We start from the raw sequence: 18,123 nt of genomic DNA, 5'->3' as shown, positions 1-18,123 counted from the left end.
CTTTGATGACGGCGATCCGGATTGAAGAAATTCTTACCAGAGGATCGACGTCCACCGCTAGATCCCGTTCTTCGCCGCCCCGCCGAACTCCACGGCATCGTGGTGGATGTCGTGGTGGATCCGGCCGGCCGCCGCCGCGAGCGGGACGCCGCTGCCGCCCCAGCGGCCCGCGACGATCTCCGCGCCGATGCTCAACGCGGTCTCCTCCGGGGTCCGCGCCCCCAGGTCGAGCCCGAGCGGGGCGGCGAGCCGGCCCAGTTCCCCGTCGGTGAGGCCGGCCGCCCGCAGCCGCGTGAACCGGTCCTCGGTGGTACGCCGCGAGCCCATCGCACCGACGTAGCCGAGCGGCAGCCGCAGCGCCACCTCCAGGACCGGCACGTCGAACTTGGGATCGTGGGTCAGGACACAGACCACGGTCCGCCCGTCCACGCGTCCCGCCTCCGCCTCGGCCCGCAGATAGCGGTGCGGCCAGTCCACCACCACCTCGTGCGCGTCCGGCAACCGGCGCGGGGTGGCGAAGACCGGCCGGGCGTCGCAGACCGTCACGCGGTAGCCGAGGAAGGCGCCGACCCGGGCCAGCGCGGCGGCGAAGTCGATCGCCCCGAAGACGATCATGCGGGGCGGCGCGGCGTACGTGGCGACGAAGAGCAGCAGGTCGTCACCGCGGCGCTGGCCGTCGTAGCCGTACCGGAGCGTGCCGGTGCGGCCGGCGGCGAGCAGGCCCCGGCCGTCGTCGGCGGCCGCGGCGTCCAGCCGGGCGCATCCGAGGCTGCCGGCCGTGCGGTCCGGCCAGACGACCAGCCGGCGACCGGTCCGGCCGGCCGGGTCCGGCTCCCCGGCAGACACGCAGGTCACCACCGCCACCGGCGCACCGGCCCGGATCGAGGCCGCCACCTCGGCGAACTCGCCGAAGCCCGCCGGGTCGACCCGCTCGACGTAGACGTCGAGAACACCGCCGCAGGTCAGACCGATCGCGAACGCGTCGTCGTCGGAGACGCCGTACCGCTGCAGTGCCGGCTCCCCGCTCGCGGTGACCTGCCGGGCCAGGTCGTAGACCGCGCCCTCGACGCACCCGCCCGAGACGCTGCCCACCGCCGCACCGTCCGGGCCGACCAGCATGGTGGCCCCGGCCTGCCGGGGAGCGGAACGCCAGGTCGCGACCACGGTCGCCATCCCGACCGGTTCTCCGGCCCGCCACCACCGGTCCAGCTCGTCCAGCACGTCACGCATGACCGCTTCACCCGTATCCGTCCCGCCTGCCCCGTCAGCCGGCAACGACCCGTTCGAGGTGATCGGCGGCCCGTTGCCGGCGGCCCGGCGTCATCCGTCGATCGTCCCATATGTCCGATCACTTGTACCGGCCGACCTCACCGGCGCCCTCCGTTCGAGACCCCGGGGCGCCCGAACTCGTGGGGGCGCGCTCACCGCTCGCACTGCGAGATTACGCCGACGCCGGGGGTGGTCCGGGTCGTCACGCCCGCGAATGGCTCGGACCCGGGCGGGTAGACCGGCGGGGACGGGTGCCGACACGACGGGAGACAGCGCCATGCCAGGACCACGGCCGGGCAGCAACGCGTACGACGTGGAACGCGCGCGGCTGCGCAAACGCATCGACAACTCGGGCCGCCGCGGCAACGACGACAAGGCCGGCGACGCCGCCAACCGGTACCTGCGGGAGGAGCGCGGCCGACCGGGCTTCGTCCGGGGCGAACGAGGGCTCGGCCCGAAGGGGGAACGCGGCCCCGGAGAGCCGAAATGACCGGGATCGCCGGCCTGCTCGACGGGTCACGGAGCGGCGGGGTACGACGCGGCGGCCAGCTCGGCAGGGCGGTCGACGGGCTGATCGCCGGCGCGGTCGGCAGCGTCGCGCTGAACGTGGTCACCTACCTGGACATCACGCTGCGGGCCAGGCCGGCCAGCAGTAGCCCGGAACGGAGCGCCCAGGCGCTTGTGGAGAAGCTGCACATCGGTCTGGGGCCCGAGGACCGCGCGGCGAACCGCCGCTCGGGCCTCGGGCCCCTGCTCGGCTACGCGACAGGCGTACTCTCCGGTGCCGCGCTCACCGTCGTCGGGCTACGCCACCTTCCGAAGCCGGTGGCGGCCGGGCTCTTCGGCGCCGGCGCGATGCTCGCCTCCGATGGGGCGATGACCGCGCTGGGTGTCACCGACCCGCGCCGGTGGAGCCCGAAGGACTGGCTCTCCGATGTCGTGCCGCACCTCGCCTACGGGCTGGCCGCGGTGGAGACGCTCGGACACCTGCAACGGGTCCGGCGCCGCCGTTGAGCGGCCGGGCCCACCGGCTCGCACCGGGCCGCGGGCCCACCGGGACCAGGCGGCGACGCGACCGGGCCAGCGGGCGAGCCGGAACCGCTCGCTCACTCCACCGGGCGCGCCTCGCTCCGGCCGGCTTCCCCAGCGTCGGGATCCTCGGCGACCGGGCGGGCCGACGGGCCGTACGGGGAGACCTGGTCGGGCGGGACCGGCCGGCCGCCGCCGCCCCGGTTTCCGGTCGGGTCGCCCGGGCGAGGGCCCTTGGCGTCCTGCACCAGCGGGTTGTTCTCGTTGCGGCGCATCTCCGGCTGCTGCACGTTGGGCATGACCGTTCCCTTCCGTTCGTCGTGGGCGATATGGGCGCCGGCCGGCGGTGCTCCGCCGCGTGCCCCGGGGGTCCGCGACCGTCCGGTTCGCCGGACGCGCCACACACGCCCGGGCACCCCATCGGCATACCCCGTGCGGGTGGCGCCATTCCGCCCGAGCCCGGATACCTGGCCGGGCGACCGGGTAAGGCGGGGAGATGGAGCGTGACCGCGCACTGGCCCGGGTGCTGCTGGACCGGCAGGGCCGGACGTATGCCGACGAGGCGGGCATCCGGCTGGCCGACAGGCCCGGACCGCTCTACCAGTTGCTGGTCCTCAGCACCCTGCTCAGCGCGCGGATCCGGGCCGGGGTGGCGGTGGCCGCCGCCCGGGAACTCTTCGCCGCCGGCTGCCGTACTCCCCAGGGCACGGCGTCGCGGAGCTGGCAGGACCTGGTCGACGCGCTGGGGCGGGGACACTACCGGCGCTACGACGAACGGACCGCGACGATGTTGGGTAACGCGGCGCGACTCTGCCTGGAACGCTGGAACGGCGACCTGCGCCGGTTGCACCGGGAGGCCGGCAACGACCCTTCGGCGCTGCGCCGGGAACTGACCCGCTTCCCCGGTGTCGGACCCACCGGCGCGGACATCTTCCTCCGGGAGGTGCAGGTGGCCTGGCCGGAGCTGCGCCCCTACGCCGACCGCAAGGTGACCGACGCCGCCAGACGACTCGACCTGCCGTCCACACCGGAGAGGCTGGCCGGCCTGGCCGGTGCGGCCGATTTTCCACGCCTGGTCTCCGCGCTGGTCCGGGTCTCGCTCGGGCAGCAGTCGATCGCCGAGCTCAACCGGGCCGCCGCAACCCGGTGAAGGTCAGCTCACCGGCTTGCCCGAGGTGGGTCTGGTCAGGTACCAGACGGTCAGGCCCGCGGCGACCGCCAGCAGCAGGACGGTGTTGGTGACCCCGTCTCCCTCCTGCCCGGTGCTGCCGAAGTAGATCACGGCGAGTGCGGCGCCGACCGAGAGCAGGGTCCGTAGTCCCTTGTTCTTCACGTTCAACAGGCTAATCCGTATATAAGCTCCGATTCAGGGATTTGGCCGACAAGCTCACTCCGGACGTTCCTGGCCTGCTGCTTCGCGCCGGGGCCGTAGCGTGCGCTGCGGCGGATGGTCGTACAGTTCCGCCGTGACCGAAATCCGGACCGCCGTCGAGCTGCGTCACCCCCCGGAGCGGGTCTGGCGGGCCCTGACCGACCGTGAGCTGCTGCCGAAGTGGTTCGCCTCGGTCGAACCGCGCCCCTCGTCGATCAGCCGGTTCGAGCTGCGTCCGGTGGACCTGGCAGAACTGCCCGAGCTGATCGTCATCGAGCTGGTCGAGCTCGACCCGCCACATCGGATGGTGCTCCGGTGGCCGGAGGAGGGCCGGTCGACCCGGCTGGAGTGTGAGCTGGCGCCCACCGCGGAGGGGTGCCGGCTGACCGTGGTGCAGGCCGGCGACGCCGAGCCCTGGCTGCCGGACGACCCGGACGGGCGGGCCGAGTGCCACCGGCGGCTGCTGGAGAGCCGGCTGCCCGCCGTACTCGACTGGCTGGCGTTCCAGGAGGTGGACCTGCCCGCGGAGACCGCGGTTCTCGGCGCCGTTGCGGCCGGCCGCCCGGGATCGGGCCGGCGCTCCCGGCGCCGGCTCGTCGCCGCGCTGGCCGTGCTGGCCCTGGCCCTCGGTGCCGGAGTCGTGGGCGCCGGCCTGGCCGGCGGCCGCAGCGGCGACGCGCCCTCCGGCGCGCCGGCCCCGGTCGCCAGCACCGCGCCGGGCACGCCGCCGGGCACGGCCACGCCGACCGGCCCGGCCCCGGACGCCGGGCCCACCCCCACCCCACCGGGCCGGCAGACCCGGCCCAGCACGCCCGCCCGGAGCACGTCCACCACCACCACCGCCGCCGCGGCCAACCCGCCGAAGACCGGCCAGCCGAGGCTCACCGCCCGGTACAGCACCGTCAGCAGCCGGCTCCTCGGCTATCAGGGCGAGGTGGTGGTGACCAACGAGGGCACCGCGGCCGCGACGGGATGGACGGTGGTGGTCACGCTCTCCGGCAGCGCCCAGGTCGCCGCCGCCAGCGGCGCGGAGGGCTACCGGCAGGAGGGGCAGCAGGTCACCTTCACCGGCGCCCCGCTCGCGGCCGACCGGTCCGCGACCATCCGGTTCGACGTGGAGCGCGACACCACCCTCACCCAGAAGCGGCCGACCAGCTGCGTCGTGGGCCCCGAGCCCTGTGCCGGCCTGTGAGGATGTGCGGCCGGCGACGCCAGCAGGCCGCCCCGGCGGGTGGACGACCGTCAGTAGAGCAGATACGGCCGCCGGCGGCGGTCGAACCCGGCCAGCTCGGCCGACCAGGCCCCGACCACGTCGGACACCTCGGCGCCGGCGTCGATCATCGTCCGCAGCCGGGTGGAACCGGTGAGCTTGTCGATCCAGTACGGCCGGGCCGCGTCCCAGCTGTCGGCCCGCCAGGCGAACGCCGGATATCTCCGGGCCTCGACCAGCATCGCCACCCCGGTGCGCACCGGATCGAACCGGGGCGGGTCGACGACCTTCACCTCCACCCCGGCGCAGAGCTTGTTGAGCAGGTCCGGCTTCTGACCCGCCGCGGTCGGTGAGAAGTACGCCTCCCGGAACTCGACCCCGGGCAGTCCCCGGGCGGCGAGCCGGTCCACCAGGTGGTGGTCGAAGTCGGTGGCCAGGCCGCCGACCAGCTCGAACGGCCGGGTGGTGCCGCGCCCCTCGGTCATCGAGGCCACCCCCTCGAACATGCAGGTGCCCGGATAGACCAGCGCGGTGTCCGGGGTCGGCATGTTGGGGCTGGGCAGCACCCACGGCACCCCGGTGTCGGCGGCGAAGTCGCCGCGCCGCCAGCCCCGGCACCGGATCACCTCCAGCTCCACCGGGCGGCCCGCCTCGGCCGGCAGGAACTCCCCGTTGTAGAACCGGGCCAGTTCGCCGACGGTCATGCCGTGCTGCTGCACGATCTCCTTCTTGCCGACGCCCGAGGTGAACGGGGTGGTCATCATCGGCCCGTACGCCCGCCCGCCGATCGGGTTGGGCCGGTCGAGGACGACGTACCGGCGCCCGAGCCGGGCGGCCGCGACCATGGAGTCGTAGAGGGTCCAGATGTAGGTGTAGAAGCGGGCGCCGACGTCCTGGATGTCGAAGACGACGGTGTCGACGCCGGCCTCGGTGATCAGTTCGCCCCACGTCGCCTGCGAGGCGCCGTAGGCGTCGTAGACGGTGATCCCGGTGCGGGCGTCGATCCCGGTCCCCTCGCTGCCGCCGGCCTGTGCGGAACCCCGGAAGCCGTGCTCCGGCCCGAACGCCGCGGTGAGCCGGACCCGGCCGGAGCCGTGCATCAGGTCGACCAGGTGCCGGTAGCGCGCGTCCACCCCGGTCGGGTTGGACAACACCCCGACCCGCTGCCCGGCGAGGGCGGCGAACCTGGAGTCGACCAGCACGTCGAGTCCGGTACGCACCCGCCGGCCGGGCCCGGCCCACCCGTGTCCGGTGGCGGCGCCGTCGTCCGGGGCGGCGGAGGCGGGAGCCGCGCCGAGGGTGCCGGCCGTGGCGCCCACGGCGCTGGCGGCGGCGGTGCTGGCGAGGAACGTTCTGCGGTGCATGGCGGCCTCCCGGGGGGCGGGGCGGGCGGAAGCTCTCTCGGAAGTTACCTACGCCACAATGGTTGGTCAAGAAGGAAAACTACAGGCGGCCGGAGGGCAGGGTCAGAGATCCTCCGCCACCAGGTCGCCGAGTTCGAGATTCTGGATCATCAGCCACCGGGCCAGCGCGGGCATGCCGTAGAGCCACAGCGGGGCCGACTCGGTGGTGCCGTTGGTCGCGTAGATGGCGAAGCGCAGGTCGGGAGCGTGGATCGCCTCGATCCGCCACCGCTGGTTCTTGTCCCGCCAGATGGCGGATGGGTCCATGCCCCCACGGTAGTGTGCCCACCGCGTCCCCTCCCGGGATTCCGCCGTGGCCGGTGCACGCCGCCGGGAGCGCGACCGCCGATCCACCACGCCCGCCGGTCACGGGTCGCCGGAGACCGGGGCGGTCGTCGGCGTGGCGAGCGGCGGCAGGGTGGGTCCCGGGCTCGTGCCGACCGGCAGCCGGACGGCGAACCGGGCGCCCCGGCCGGGATGGCTGCGGGCGTCGATGGTGCCACCGTGCCCGGTCACCACCTCGCGCAGCAGCGCCAGGCCGAGCCCGGTGTGCCGCTTCTCCGGGCCGGCGCCGCTGTAGAACCGGTCGAAGATGCGATCGGCCGGGTCGAACCCGTTGCCGGTGTCGGCGACGATCAGCTCGGCGACACCGGTGGCGGGCCGGCGCACGGTCACGTCGATCCGCCCGCCGCCCGGCGTGTGCGTCAGGGCGTTGGTCAGCAGTTCACTGATCACGCGACGTAGTGCCGACTCCACCCCGGAGACCGGGACCGGCACGTCCGGGCGGCTCAGGGTGAGCGTCACGCCCTGTTCACCGGCGCGGTCGGTCTCGGCGACCACGGCGGCCTCGGCGAGCGCGGCCAGATCCACCGGGGCGGTCGGCCGGTCACCGGGGGTGGCGGCCAGCCGGGCGGAGAGCAGCAGGTCGTTGACGACCTCGCCGAGCCGCCGGGTGGTGCCGATCAGGCGGTTCAGCTCGGACTGGTAGTCGGCGGGTAACCCGGCGGCACCGGCTCGGCGGGCCAACACCTGTGCCCGGGTGTGCACCTGCGCGATCGGCGTACGCAGTTCGTGGCTGACGTCGGCGATGAACCGGCGCTGCCGGGCGAGCGATTCGGCCAGCGGCGCGACGGCGAGCCGGCCCACCACCGATCCACTGGCGACGGCGGCGATCAGCCCGAGCAGTTCCGCGACGGCGAGGGCGAGCAGCAGGTGGCGGCGGTCGGCGAGCTGGTAGCGGGCGTCGAAGATGGCCTGCACCACGTCCTCGCCCCGGGTCTGCGTGAGGACGAAGTAGGTTGTGCCGTCGCGCTCGATGGTGGTCTCCGCCGGGAGGCCGGTGGCGGCCGTCGCGGTCATCGCCCCCGCCAGCGGGAATCCGGCCGGCGCCGGCACGGCACCGCCGGTGATCTGGCCCTCGTGGAGCAGGAAGAGCCAGGTGCAGCCGGGCGGACCGGAGGGGTCGCCACGGCCGGCCGTGTAGGCGAGTTCCCGGGTGATCTGGCTTTCCTGGCCGCGTATCAGCATGCCGTAGGAGAGGCCGCCGACCACCGAGACCAGGACGGTCACCGCGAGCCCGACCAGCAGGCCGACCCGGCGGCGGGCCCGGGCGACCACGACCCGCTCGGCGGCCATCCAGGAGACTCCCGCCGGTGTCGGCACCGTGCGCCACGGCCTCACAGTTCACCGAGCCGGTAGCCGAGGCCGTGCACGGTGCGGACCGCCGCCCGGCCGAGCTTGCGGCGCAGGTAGTACACGTAGGTGTCCACGATGGAGGCGGCGGCGGCCGCGTCGAAGACCCGGCGGCGCAGCTCGGCCCGGGAGTGCACCGCCCGCGGGCGTACGGCGAGCACGCGGAGCAGCTCGAACTCCCGGGCGGAGAGTGCCACCCGGGAGCCGTCCGGGAGCACCACGTCACGCAGGCCGAGGTCGAGCCGGCCGGCACCGATCGGCAGCGCCTCGGCGCCGTCCGAGGTACGCCTGCAGAGGGCTCTGATCCTGGCACTCAGCTCGTCCAGGTCGAAGGGCTTGATCAGGTAGTCGTCGGCGCCCGCGTCCAGGCCGGCGACCCGGTCGTCGACGGTGCCGAGCGCGGTGAGCAGCAACGCGCGGGCACCGATGGCGCGGGAGCGCAACCGGGTCAGCAGGTTCAGCCCGTCGAGCGCCGGCAGCAGCCGGTCGATCACCATCACGTCGTAGGTCCGGGTGAGCCCGAGATGCAGGCCCCGCTGCCCGTCCCGGGCCACGTCGACCTGGTATCCCTCGTCGGCCAGTACCTCGGTGAGCATGTCCGCGAGTTCCGCATCGTCCTCGACCAGGAGCAGACGGTGCACGACCGGTGACGCTTCGATTGCCTGTAGCACACGTCGAGAATCCCACACCAATCCAGCGACATCGACTGTGACCGATATCTCTATGCGGTGTCGGCCGAGGTTTGAACCGGCACCACCGGATCCTTCGTGCGAAGCAGAGCGGGGCTCTTCGCCTCGCGCCACTCGATCCAGGTCAGCAGAGGGGTGGTCATCAACGTGGTGACGAGCGCGACCAGCACCAGGGCGGTGAAGAGGGTGGCGTTGACGATGCCCGCCGCCATGCCGACGTTGATCGCGATCAACTGCATCAGGCCGCGGGCATTCATCAGCGCGCCGACCCGCACCGCGACGCCCTGCGATTCACCCCGCAGCCGGGCCGCCGCCCAGCAGGCACCGAACTTGCCGACCACGGCGACCGCCACGCAGCCGAGCGCGAAGAGCAGCACCGACGGCTGGCCGAGCAGCCCGAACTGGGTGTGCAGGCCCGAATAGGTGAAGAAGAGCGGCAGGAAGACCACCTGGCAGACCGGAGTGACGGTGGCCACCATCCGGTCGGTACGGTCGACGTGCGGCATGACGGCACCGACCGAGAAGGCACCGAAGACGGCGTACAGGCCGATCTCGTCGGTGTACCAGGCCACCGCGAAGAGGAGTGCGACCACGCCGAGCAGCCGGGACTGGTCGCCGAGCCGGTCGCTGCCGACCAGCGCGGCCACCAGGGGCCGGCCGACCGCCCAGAGCAGCAGTCCGAACAGGAGCGCCCCGCCGACGGTCACGATCGCCGGCCCGGAGCGGCCCGAGGCGGTGGCGAGGACGACGGCGAGCAGGATCCAGGCGACCACGTCGTCGAGTGCGCCGCTGGCCAGGGCGAGCGAACCGTGCCGGGTGCCGGCCTGCCCCCGTTCGGTGATGATCCGGGCCAGCATCGGAAAAGCGGTGATGGCGAGGGCGACCCCGACGAAGGCGGCGGAGATGGTCGGGGACGCGCCATCGGCGAGCACGGGCACGCGCCCGGCCGTGAGGAGCACCAGCAGCGTGCCGAGGGCCAGCGGCGCGACGACCCCGGCCAGCGACACCGCACCGGCGGTGCCGGCGAGCCCGGTCAGCGGATGCGAGGTGAAGGCGTACCCGGCCTGGAACATGAAGATGACCAGACCGACCTGGCCCACCACGTAGAGCACCGGATAGAGCTGCTGCGGAAAGAGCGCCTCCTGGACGCCCGGGGCCAGCAGCCCGAGCAGCGACGGTCCGAGCAGGACCCCGGCCACCATCTCGCTCACCACCGGGGGCTGGCCGACCATGCCGAGCAACCACGCCACCGCACGGCAGCAGAGCAGGATCACCGCGACGGCGATGAAGAACCGTGGCGCCAGGTCGACCGGGCTCATCCCGCCCCACCTTTCGTACTCACTGCCGAACCTCGTCGAAGTAGCTCGCGCAGAGGCGCTGGCGCCGGGCGTCGAGCACCATCCAGGTGCCGAACACGAGCTGGACGAGGCTGCGCCACACGTCGGCCCAGCGGTCGCCCCACCGCATCACCGAGAGCCGGACCCGTGCGGGCGGTCGGGCGCCGGCCGGGACGAGGAAGCAGGGTCCACGGTTCGGCAGCGACCGGGTGTGCCGCACGGTGGAGACCAGGGTGTACCGGCGCAGCACCTCCCGGGTCACCGCGCGCATCATCACCGGGGCGACGCCGCGCGCCGGACAGGCCCGGTTGGCGGTGACGCCGAAGGGCACGAAGTGCGCGTCACCGCGCTCCAGGGTCAGCCAGCGGGCCGGCTCGAAGGTGTCGTCGGCCGCAGGCCCGGTCCGCTGGTAGGCGAGGTAGTTGAAGAGCAGCACCGAGCCGGCCGGGATGGTGACCGACGCGTCGACCTCGATCGGGCCGGACGTGATCCGGTGCGCCACCCCGAAGAGCGGATGCACCCGCAACGTCTCGTCGATCACCCGGTCCAGGGCGCGGTCCCCCTCGCCGTCGGGGTCGTCGAGGGTGGCGAGCAGGTCGCGTTGGACCGCCGGGTGCTGCGCGACGGCGAGCAGCAGGTGCGCCATCGCCTCCGACATCTGCACGACGGCGGTGTTGAAGAAGGCGCCCTGGAGATACCAGGCCGTCTCCTCGGCGGTGAAGGGCTCCGGCAGGGTCACCGGTGCCGTACCGGCCTCGATCCGGGCCCGCAGATAGCGGGTGAGCCGGTCCCGCCGGTCCAGGTGCCGCAGCCCGCAGCACTTGAGCGCGGTGACCACGTCGTCGGCGTTCGCCACGATCATGGCGCGGACGTCCGGCGGGCAGGCCGTGCCGAAGACGAGTTCGTAGTAGACCTCGGCCCAGATCGGCATCGTCAGGTCCCGGAGCCGGACCCGACTCGTCCGGTCGGCCGGCAGCTCGTCGAGGACCCGGCGGGTCGCCGCACCGGCCAGCTCGGTCGAGCGCCGGTGCGACACCGCGACCACCCGCCGGGTCGTCCGGGCGACGGCGCGGTAGCGCTCCCCCGGCTCCAGATGCTCCTGGTGCATCTGCGGGCCGGGCGCCAGCCAGTACCAGAAGAGGTCGGAGAGGCCGGCGCCGCGGCTGCGCCCGCTGGCCGCCGGGTGCGCGTAGACCCGGGTGAAGTGTTCGGGCCCGACCAGGGGGCCGGGCACCGGGATCCCCTCGGCGCCGTTCACCTGCCGGAAGATCCACTCCCGGAGCCGGACCACCGCCGGTGGCAGCAGGCGCGGCAGCAGCCACGTCACGGCCACCACGCCGGCTGCGCAGCAGAGCAGGACGAGCGGGCCGGTCACCCGGGCACCCGCGTCACGATCATGTCGGGGGTGAGGTCGGCCGGGCGGACCGCACCGGCGAGCGTCATCGCCCGGACCAGGTCGGCACGGAGCAGGTCGAGAAGCTGCCGTACGCCGGATTCGCCCCGGGCCGCCAGCCCCCAGACGACCGGCCGGCCGATCCCGACCGCGACCGCGCCGAGCGCCAGCGCGGTGAGGATGTCGGTCCCCCGGCGGATCCCGCCGTCGAGCAGCACCGGGATCCGGCCCCCGACCGCCTCGACCACCGCCGGCAGCGCGTCGATGCTCGCCGGTACGCCGTCGAGCTGCCGCCCGCCGTGGTTGGAGACCAGTACGGCGTCGACGCCGTGCGCGACCGCGAGCCGGGCGTCGGCGGGATGCAGGATCCCCTTCAGCACGATCGGCAGCCGGGTGCTCTCGCGCAGCCAGCCGATCCGGGCCCAGTCGAGGGTGGCGTCCATGACGATCTTCCGGACCCGCCCGGTCTCCGGATCCCGCATGTTCTCGCAGCAGAGCCCCGGCGGCAGGTCGAGGAAGCCGTTGCGCAGGTCACGCTCGCGGCGACCGAAGACCGGCGAGTCGACCGTGACCACCAGGGCGCGGCAGCCGGCCGCCTCCACCCGCCTGATCAGCGAGGTGGTGAAGCCGAGATCCGGCTGGGGATAGAGCTGGAACCACAGCCGCGCCGGCCGGCCGGAGGTGCCGGTCGCCCCGGCCACCGCCTCGATCGGCGTGGTGGCCGCCATGCTCACCACCAGCACGGTGCCGGCCGCCCCGACCGCCCGAGCCGTCGCCGCCTCCCCCTCCGGGTGCGCCAGCCGGTGGAAGGCGGTCGGGGAGACCAGCACCGGCATCGGCAGCGTCTCGCCGAGCAGCTCGGTCCGCAGGTCGCGCTCGCCGCCGCCGCGCAGCACCCGGGGCAGGACCCGGTACGCGTCGAAGGCCGCCTCGTTCGCCCGCAGCGTCCGCTCGTCCCCGGCACCACCGGCGAAGAAGTCCCGGTGCACCGGATCGAGCCGGCGTCCCGCCTCCGCCTCCAGATCGCCGGGGCTGAACAGGGGATCCGGGTGGTGCAGGGGGCCCGCGCCGGCCGTGGGTGTGCGGCGCGGGCCCACCTGGTCCGTCACCGAGGGCATGGTGTCAGCCCACGGTGGTCGTCAGGCAGCGGTCCAGGAAGGCGACCAGCGGCGCCCGGTGCACGTCCGGCTTGTCCCACTGGTTCTCCAGGTTCTCCGCCAGGTGGTGGACCGCCACCACCCGGCCACCGCGGTGATGGCGCACCACCGGGTGCAGGTACGCCGCGTCGTGCGCCTGGCCGGCCGTGTCCTGGGCGATCCGGCTCACCGAGATGTCGAAGGGGTCGACCTGGTCGTGGTCGGGCCCGTACTCGAGGGTGACGACGAAGGCGTGCTCGACCGGATGGTCGGCGGTGGCGAGCCCGACCTGCCCGAAGTAGTCGACCGGCACCTCCTCGTGGTAGCGGGCGTCCGACCCGGCCACGGTGAGCACGTCGGCGAGCACCCCGAACTGCTGCCAGAGCCCGGAGGATCGGTTGACCCGCTCGATGATCGCGTCGGCCGTCGACCCGGCGGTGGCGTCGAGCTTCTCGGCCGGCCAGGGGTTGTCGTGGTGGCGGCGTTCCAGGATGCGGTGCAGCGCCCGGACCGCATACCGGAAGCCGTGGATGAACCCGTTCGTCGACTTCTTGAAGTCCCGCTCCTGGGTCAGCGTGCCGGCGAAGTAGAGGCCCGGGACGTTCACCGACTCGAACGCCGGGGTCTGGGCCGGGAAACGGTCGTTGATCACCAGCGCCGGGCGGCACCCCTCGGCGAAGATCGACGGGTCGAAGCGGAAGCCGGTGCAGGCCAGTACGCGGTCGTAGCGCAGCTCCTTGGTGACCTCGTTGGCCCGGGAGAAGCTGAAGGTGACCCGGTAGCCGTCGCCGTCCCGCTCGATGCCGCGGACGTGCCCGTCCAGGATCGCGTTCGCCGACTTGAGCTGGTAGGTGTCGAGGAAGTTGTTGTTCACCGCCCGCAGGTGCCCGACGTAGTGGGTCCGCCACGCCATCCGGACCGAACCCGGCCCGGCCAGGTGCACCAGCGTGGTGGTCTCCATCAGGTTGTCCGCCGTCTCGAAGGCGGAGTTGCCCTTCCCGATCACCAACACCCGCTGGTCGAGGAAGTCGCGGGGGTCGACCGGCATCTCGTCGTACCGCTCCGCCAGCTCGATGCCGGGGATCGGCGCGACGTACGGCCGGGATACCCCGGTCGCCACGACGACCCGGCGCGCCCGGTGGGTCGTACCCGCCGCGTCGGTGACCTCGAAGCCGTCGCCCCCGTTCCCGCCGTCGCCGCCGATGTCGCCGCCCCCGCTGCCGTCGCCGGTCCGGGCGACCCGGACCACCCGGCTGCCGTACCGGACCCGGACCCCGGTGGCCGCCGCGAAGTCGGCCAGGTAGCGGAGCATCACGTCCGCGTCCGGGAAGTAGCGCTCGGTGTAGCGGGTGAAACGCAGCGCCGGGTCGTCGTCGAGCAGCGAGTTCCAGTCCAGCCGCAGGTTGAGCTCCGGGTCGTCGGATCCGGTGTGCGGCTTGTTGATGGAGATGAGCTGGCGGTGCCGGGGGAACCGGGCGAAGAAGGCGCCGGGGGCGTCGGCGGACTCGAGTACGAGGTAGTCCCGCCGGCCGTCGCGTTCGAGGAGCGCCGCGAGCTGGAGCCCGGCCGGTCCCGCCCCGATGATCAGATAATCGAGCATCTCTCCGGTCACGAGGAGGAACGTACGAAGGCAAACTCAGAGAAAAATCAGCTCTGCACCGCGATATCAGGTGAGGTTGGCGAAGCGTTCGACGTCCCGGGTCCTGCCGGCCACGATGAGGACGTCACCGGGATAGACGGTGGTGCCCGGGGTGGCGTAGGTGAAGTCCTCGCCCGGACGTTTGATCGACACCACCGTGACGTGGTAGCGGCTGCGCAGGGCGGAGTCGGCGAGGCTCTGGTCGACGACCGGCTGCGGGGCGAGGGTCTTGACGAGCGCGTAGTCGTCCTCGAACTCGATGAAGTTGAGGATCCGGCCGGTCACCAGGTGCGCGACGCGTTCGCCCATCTCGTGCTCGGGCAACACGACGTGGTGGACGCCGACGCGCCGCAGGATCGTGCCGTGTTGCCGGCTCACGGCCTTGGCCCAGATGTTCGGGATGCCGAAGTCGGAGAGGAGTGCGGCGGTCAGGATGCTGGCCTCACGTTCGGTGCCGATTCCGACGACGGCGTGGACCATCTCGGGCACCCCGAGCTGCCGGAGCGCCTCCTCGTCGGTGGTGTCGGCCACCACCGCGTGGGTGAGCTTGTCCGCGAAGCTCTGCACCACCCGGGGGGTGGCGTCGACCCCGAGCACCTCCCAGCCCTGGCGCATCAGTTCCATCGCCAGTGAGCCGCCGAAGCGGCCCAGGCCGAGCACGACGATGCGGTTGTCGATTTTCCTAGCCAACGATGGGTCGCTCCTCCGGTAGCTCGTAGCGGCGGCTCCGTTCCCGCAGCGCCAGCGCGGTGGCCGCGGTGATCGGGCCGAGACGGCCGACGAACATCAACAGCACGAGGATGACCTGGCCCGCCGTGCCGACCTGTGCGGTGATCCCGGTCGAGAGGCCGACCGTCGCGAACGCCGAGGTTACCTCGAACAGCACCTGGTCCAGGGTGAACGGGGTCAGTGCCAGCAGCAACAGCGTGCCGGACCCGACGGCGGCGACGCTGAGCAGCACGATGGTCAGCGCCTGGCGGTGGATGCCGGCCGGTAGCCGCCGGCCCAGCGCGTGCACGCTCGGCTCGCCCCGGACCTCCGCGAGGATCACGAAGCCGAGCAGAGCGAAGGTGGTGACCTTGATCCCTCCGGCGGTGCCGGCGCTGCCGCCCCCGATGAACATCAGCACGTCGTTGACCAGCAACGTGAGGTCGCGCATCTGCGCCACGTCGAGGCTGTTGAACCCGGCGGTGCGCGGCATCACCGCGTGGAAGAAGCCGGCGAACAGCTTCCCGCTGACCCCCAACCGGCCCAGCGTGCCGGAGTTGGTCCACTCGGCCACCGTGATCAGCAGCCAGCCGGCTCCCAGCAGGACCAGGCTGGTGCCGACTGTGATCTTGGTGTGCAGGGACCATCGCCGCGGGGCCCAGAGATGCCGACGCAGCTCGAACAGCACCGGGAAGCCCAGTCCGCCGACGATGACGGCGAGCGCGATCGGCCCGCAGACCAACGGATCGTCGACGAAGCGCACCAGACTGTCCGGGTAGAGGCTGAACCCGGCGTTGTTGAACGCCGACACGGCATGGAAGAACCCCTGATAGACCGCCTGCCCCCACGGTTGCTGGTATCCCGCCGCGAAGCGCCACGTCAACAGCACCGCCACCGCGACCTCGAAGAGCACGGTGATCCGCAGCACTCCGAAGACGACCTGACGGACGTCTCCCACACCGAGACTCCTCGTCTCGGCCTGGGCGCCGAGTTGGAGCCGGATCCGCAGCCGGCGAGCCACCAGCAGACCGAGCAACGACGCCAGAGTCATGATCCCGAACCCGCCCACCTGGATCAGGACCAGGATCACCGTCTGCCCGAACCCCGACCAGTAGGTACCCGTGTCGACCAGCACGAGGCCGGTGACACAGACCGCCGACGTCGCGGTGAACAGCGCCGTCACCACGCCGGCACCCTCGCCGCTCCGGGTCGCCGGCGGAAGCAGCAGCAACAGCGTGCCGACCAGCACCGCGCCCGCGAAGCCCAGCACCACCAACCGGGCCGGATGCCGGACGGCCGCCACCGCCCGACCGACGACCGGACGCGACGAACGCGCCGCCCGCCGCACCCCGACCCGGAACCCCTCGGTCAGCCACCGCCACCTTGACCGGACCCACCCGGCACGCCCGTCCGCCCGCCGCGACCGAGGCGGCTGGCCCCGCATCGGTGTCCAGGCCAGCACCGCCACACCCAGGACGATGGTCAGGAAGAACCCGCCCACCAGCAGCAGCCCCAGCACGAGCTGCGTCCAGGTCGAATCCACCGGCCCATCATTCCCGGCCACCTCCGCACAGGTCGGGACCGGGTCCCGCACCGTCCCGAGCGGTCACCCGACAGCGGGAGACCCACCACGGCGACTCTCTCGCCCGGCGGGGCCAACCGGCGGGGCTAACCGGTCAGCAGGTCGAGCAGGTCGGCGGCCTGGCGGACGTCGGCGTCGAGCGGCCGGTCCGGGTCGATCGCCGGGACGATCTCCGCGAGCCGCTCCAGCACGTCGGCGCAGGCCGGCGCGGTCGGGGTACGCGCACCGACGTGTACCGCCTGGCGCAGCCCGACCGCGAGCGTGCCGCAGAGCAGCCGCAGCAGCCGGGCCTGGTCCACGGCGCGCAGCGCGGCCTGGGTGCCGAACGGGACGACATCCTGGTTGTGCAGGTTCGTCGGCAGGCTCTGCATGCCGGCCGGGGTGGCCTGCCGGCGGATCTCCGCGACGATCGCGGTCGAGGCGAGCTGCGCGCCCTGCAGCCCGTGCTGCCGTCCCGGCCCGGCCGCCAGCATCGGCGGCAGCCCGCCGTTGCGCACCGGGTCGACCAGCAGGTCGAGCTGGCGCTCGACGAGATTGCCGAGCTGGGCGGCGACCGTCGCCAGCACGTCGGCGGCGAAGGCCGCCGGCTGGCCGAAGAAGTTGCCGCCGTGCAGCACCAGATCGTCGTCGGGGATGAAGAGCGGGTTGTCGCTGACGCTGCGCAGGTCCGACTCCACCACACCGTCGACGTACCGCAGGGCGTCCTCGGCCGCGCCGAGCAGCTGCGGGGTGCAGCGGATGCTGTACGCCTCCTGGAGCGGGCGCCCCCCGGAGGGCACCGCACCGGCGAGGTGCTCCCGCATCCGGGCGGCGACGTCGACCGCGCCGGGGTGCCCGTACGCGGCGAGCAGGCGGGGGTGCAGGAACTGGCCGGGGTCGCAGCCGAGCACGTCGACGAGGAGGCAGCTCAGCAGTTGGGCGGCCCGGTGCGCGCGGCGGATGCCGTCCAAAGCGAGCGCGGTGGCGGCGGTGGTCAGCGAGGTGCCGTTCACCAGGGCCAGCGCGTCCCGGCCGTCGAGGACCAGCGGTGCCAGGCCGGCCGTGGCCAGCGCCTCGGCGGCGGGCATCCGGGCGCCGTCGAGGTAGGCCCAGCCCCGGCCGCGCAGCGCCTGGGTGGCGTAGGCGAGCGGGATGAGGTCGCCGCTGGCCCCGACCGAGCCGAGGCGCGGCATCGCCGGCACGAACGTCGTGCCGAGCATCGCGGCGAGCCCCTCGACGACCCGGACCGAGACGCCGGAGGCGCCCTGGGCCAGCGACCAGACCCGGACCAGCATCGCCGCCCGGATCACCTCCGGATCGATGTCCGGGCCCTGGCCGGCGCCGAGATGGGCGAGGGTGTTGTCGCACTGGTCGGCGTCGTCGTCCCGGCCGGCGAACCCGACGAGCGCACCGAACCCGGTGGTGGCGCCGTAGACCTGCCGGTCGTCGCCGAGGACCGTCCGCAGGTGGTCGCGGGAGCGTTGCACCCGGTCGCGTACCGGGGCGGTGATGTCGATGGAGACCTCGGCCGCGGCCCGGCGCAGGTCCGGCACCCGCAGCGGCGCGGCCAGGTCGATGGGAGCGGCCGCGGGGGGCGCGGTCTGGGTCGTCATCGCCCCGACCGTAGCCACGGATTCTCAAAACGGTCTGAGTTATCTCTGATTACCGGGCGCTACCGTCCGGCG

At 73.3% G+C, this 18,123-nt stretch carries 18 protein-coding genes; 4 read left to right on the top strand and 14 right to left on the bottom strand.

The features are described from left to right. Window positions 1-57 precede the first annotated feature (57 nt). A complete protein-coding gene (locus ACN27G_RS11885) occupies window positions 58-1,230 on the bottom strand; it encodes an XdhC family protein (protein WP_421492855.1) in 1,173 nt (390 codons plus the stop codon). 316 nt (window positions 1,231-1,546) lie between these two features. Here ACN27G_RS11885 and ACN27G_RS11880 point away from each other — a divergent pair, with 316 nt between their 5' ends. Both ACN27G_RS11880 and ACN27G_RS11875 read left to right on the top strand, forming a co-directional pair. Further along, entirely contained in the window at window positions 1,547-1,759 is a 213-nt protein-coding gene (locus ACN27G_RS11880; RefSeq protein WP_421492854.1) for a phosphatidylethanolamine-binding protein, read from the top strand. Then, window positions 1,756-2,283 (top strand): hypothetical protein, encoded by a 528-nt coding sequence (locus ACN27G_RS11875; protein WP_421492853.1) that lies wholly within the window; start codon window positions 1,756-1,758, stop codon window positions 2,281-2,283. The genes ACN27G_RS11880 and ACN27G_RS11875 overlap by 4 nt, the downstream gene beginning before the upstream one ends. A 92-nt stretch (window positions 2,284-2,375) precedes the next feature. Here ACN27G_RS11875 and ACN27G_RS11870 read toward each other — a convergent pair whose 3' ends face one another. Beyond that, complete coding sequence (locus ACN27G_RS11870; protein WP_421492852.1) at window positions 2,376-2,597, bottom strand: hypothetical protein; 222 nt, start codon at window positions 2,595-2,597, stop codon at window positions 2,376-2,378. 197 nt (window positions 2,598-2,794) lie between these two features. On the opposite strand from ACN27G_RS11870, the gene ACN27G_RS11865 reads away from it, so the two are divergent. After that, entirely contained in the window at window positions 2,795-3,448 is a 654-nt protein-coding gene (locus tag ACN27G_RS11865; RefSeq protein WP_421492851.1) for a hypothetical protein, read from the top strand. A gap of 3 nt (window positions 3,449-3,451) precedes the next feature. Here ACN27G_RS11865 and ACN27G_RS11860 read toward each other — a convergent pair whose 3' ends face one another. Continuing rightward, the gene (locus ACN27G_RS11860; RefSeq protein WP_421492850.1) at window positions 3,452-3,631 is read right to left on the bottom strand and encodes a hypothetical protein; all 180 of its coding nucleotides are present in this window, start codon (window positions 3,629-3,631) and stop codon (window positions 3,452-3,454) included. A gap of 133 nt (window positions 3,632-3,764) precedes the next feature. On the opposite strand from ACN27G_RS11860, the gene ACN27G_RS11855 reads away from it, so the two are divergent. After that, window positions 3,765-4,862 carry an SRPBCC domain-containing protein gene (locus tag ACN27G_RS11855; RefSeq protein WP_421492849.1) on the top strand — a complete coding sequence of 366 codons (1,098 nt, stop codon included), beginning with the start codon at window positions 3,765-3,767 and terminating at the stop codon, window positions 4,860-4,862. A 50-nt stretch (window positions 4,863-4,912) separates the two neighbouring features. On the opposite strand, the gene ACN27G_RS11850 is transcribed toward ACN27G_RS11855, so the two are convergent. The 11 genes from ACN27G_RS11850 to ACN27G_RS11800 form a co-directional block, all read right to left on the bottom strand. Beyond that, window positions 4,913-6,244: an exo-beta-N-acetylmuramidase NamZ family protein gene (locus ACN27G_RS11850; RefSeq protein WP_421492848.1), complete on the bottom strand. Its 1,332-nt coding sequence runs from the start codon at window positions 6,242-6,244 to the stop codon at window positions 4,913-4,915. A gap of 102 nt (window positions 6,245-6,346) precedes the next feature. Next, entirely contained in the window at window positions 6,347-6,550 is a 204-nt protein-coding gene (locus tag ACN27G_RS11845) for a hypothetical protein (protein ID WP_421492847.1), read from the bottom strand. Between the two features lie 99 nt (window positions 6,551-6,649). Then, window positions 6,650-7,918, bottom strand: coding sequence for a sensor histidine kinase (locus tag ACN27G_RS11840; RefSeq protein ID WP_421492846.1), 1,269 nt, complete (start codon window positions 7,916-7,918; stop codon window positions 6,650-6,652). 41 nt (window positions 7,919-7,959) lie between these two features. After that, window positions 7,960-8,616, bottom strand: coding sequence for a response regulator transcription factor (locus ACN27G_RS11835; RefSeq protein WP_421492845.1), 657 nt, complete (start codon window positions 8,614-8,616; stop codon window positions 7,960-7,962). Window positions 8,617-8,696: 80 nt separating this feature from the next. Beyond that, window positions 8,697-9,983, bottom strand: coding sequence for a cation:proton antiporter (locus tag ACN27G_RS11830; protein WP_421492844.1), 1,287 nt, complete (start codon window positions 9,981-9,983; stop codon window positions 8,697-8,699). Window positions 9,984-10,002: 19 nt separating this feature from the next. Further along, complete coding sequence (locus tag ACN27G_RS11825) at window positions 10,003-11,376, bottom strand: cytochrome P450 (RefSeq protein ID WP_421492843.1); 1,374 nt, start codon at window positions 11,374-11,376, stop codon at window positions 10,003-10,005. After that, the gene (locus tag ACN27G_RS11820) at window positions 11,373-12,503 is read right to left on the bottom strand and encodes an alpha-hydroxy acid oxidase (protein WP_421492842.1); all 1,131 of its coding nucleotides are present in this window, start codon (window positions 12,501-12,503) and stop codon (window positions 11,373-11,375) included. The genes ACN27G_RS11825 and ACN27G_RS11820 overlap by 4 nt, the downstream gene beginning before the upstream one ends. A gap of 13 nt (window positions 12,504-12,516) precedes the next feature. Beyond that, window positions 12,517-14,142 carry an NAD(P)-binding domain-containing protein gene (locus tag ACN27G_RS11815; protein ID WP_421492841.1) on the bottom strand — a complete coding sequence of 542 codons (1,626 nt, stop codon included), beginning with the start codon at window positions 14,140-14,142 and terminating at the stop codon, window positions 12,517-12,519. A 54-nt stretch (window positions 14,143-14,196) separates the two neighbouring features. Further along, window positions 14,197-14,859: a potassium channel family protein gene (locus ACN27G_RS11810; RefSeq protein WP_421492840.1), complete on the bottom strand. Its 663-nt coding sequence runs from the start codon at window positions 14,857-14,859 to the stop codon at window positions 14,197-14,199. Next, on the bottom strand, window positions 14,852-16,420 hold the full coding sequence (locus ACN27G_RS11805; protein WP_421492839.1) for a TrkH family potassium uptake protein: 1,569 nt from the start codon (window positions 16,418-16,420) through the stop codon (window positions 14,852-14,854). Before ACN27G_RS11805 ends, ACN27G_RS11810 begins: the two co-directional genes overlap by 8 nt. Before the next feature lie 125 nt (window positions 16,421-16,545). Beyond that, window positions 16,546-18,051: an aromatic amino acid ammonia-lyase gene (locus ACN27G_RS11800; RefSeq protein WP_421492838.1), complete on the bottom strand. Its 1,506-nt coding sequence runs from the start codon at window positions 18,049-18,051 to the stop codon at window positions 16,546-16,548. Window positions 18,052-18,123: the final 72 nt, after the last annotated feature.

This window comes from Plantactinospora sp. WMMB334, from assembly GCF_049179095.1.
Taxonomy (GTDB): domain Bacteria; phylum Actinomycetota; class Actinomycetes; order Mycobacteriales; family Micromonosporaceae; genus Plantactinospora.
The sequence above is the reverse complement of the archived record's forward strand: the minus strand, read 5'-3'. Positions and strand labels throughout refer to the sequence as shown.

Excerpts from the sequence above, each read along its gene's own strand:
- ACN27G_RS11800 (WP_421492838.1), bottom strand. The coding sequence starts at position 18,051 with ATGACGACCCAGACCGCGCCCCCCGCGGCCGCTCCCATCGACCTGGCC.
- ACN27G_RS11885 (WP_421492855.1), bottom strand. The coding sequence starts at position 1,230 with ATGCGTGACGTGCTGGACGAGCTGGACCGGTGGTGGCGGGCCGGAGAA.
- ACN27G_RS11845 (WP_421492847.1), bottom strand. The coding sequence starts at position 6,550 with ATGGACCCATCCGCCATCTGGCGGGACAAGAACCAGCGGTGGCGGATC.
- ACN27G_RS11850 (WP_421492848.1), bottom strand. The coding sequence starts at position 6,244 with ATGCACCGCAGAACGTTCCTCGCCAGCACCGCCGCCGCCAGCGCCGTG.
- ACN27G_RS11865 (WP_421492851.1), top strand. The coding sequence starts at position 2,795 with ATGGAGCGTGACCGCGCACTGGCCCGGGTGCTGCTGGACCGGCAGGGC.
- ACN27G_RS11870 (WP_421492852.1), bottom strand. The coding sequence starts at position 2,597 with ATGCCCAACGTGCAGCAGCCGGAGATGCGCCGCAACGAGAACAACCCG.
- ACN27G_RS11840 (WP_421492846.1), bottom strand. The coding sequence starts at position 7,918 with ATGGCCGCCGAGCGGGTCGTGGTCGCCCGGGCCCGCCGCCGGGTCGGC.
- ACN27G_RS11875 (WP_421492853.1), top strand. The coding sequence starts at position 1,756 with ATGACCGGGATCGCCGGCCTGCTCGACGGGTCACGGAGCGGCGGGGTA.
- ACN27G_RS11880 (WP_421492854.1), top strand. The coding sequence starts at position 1,547 with ATGCCAGGACCACGGCCGGGCAGCAACGCGTACGACGTGGAACGCGCG.
- ACN27G_RS11830 (WP_421492844.1), bottom strand. The coding sequence starts at position 9,983 with ATGAGCCCGGTCGACCTGGCGCCACGGTTCTTCATCGCCGTCGCGGTG.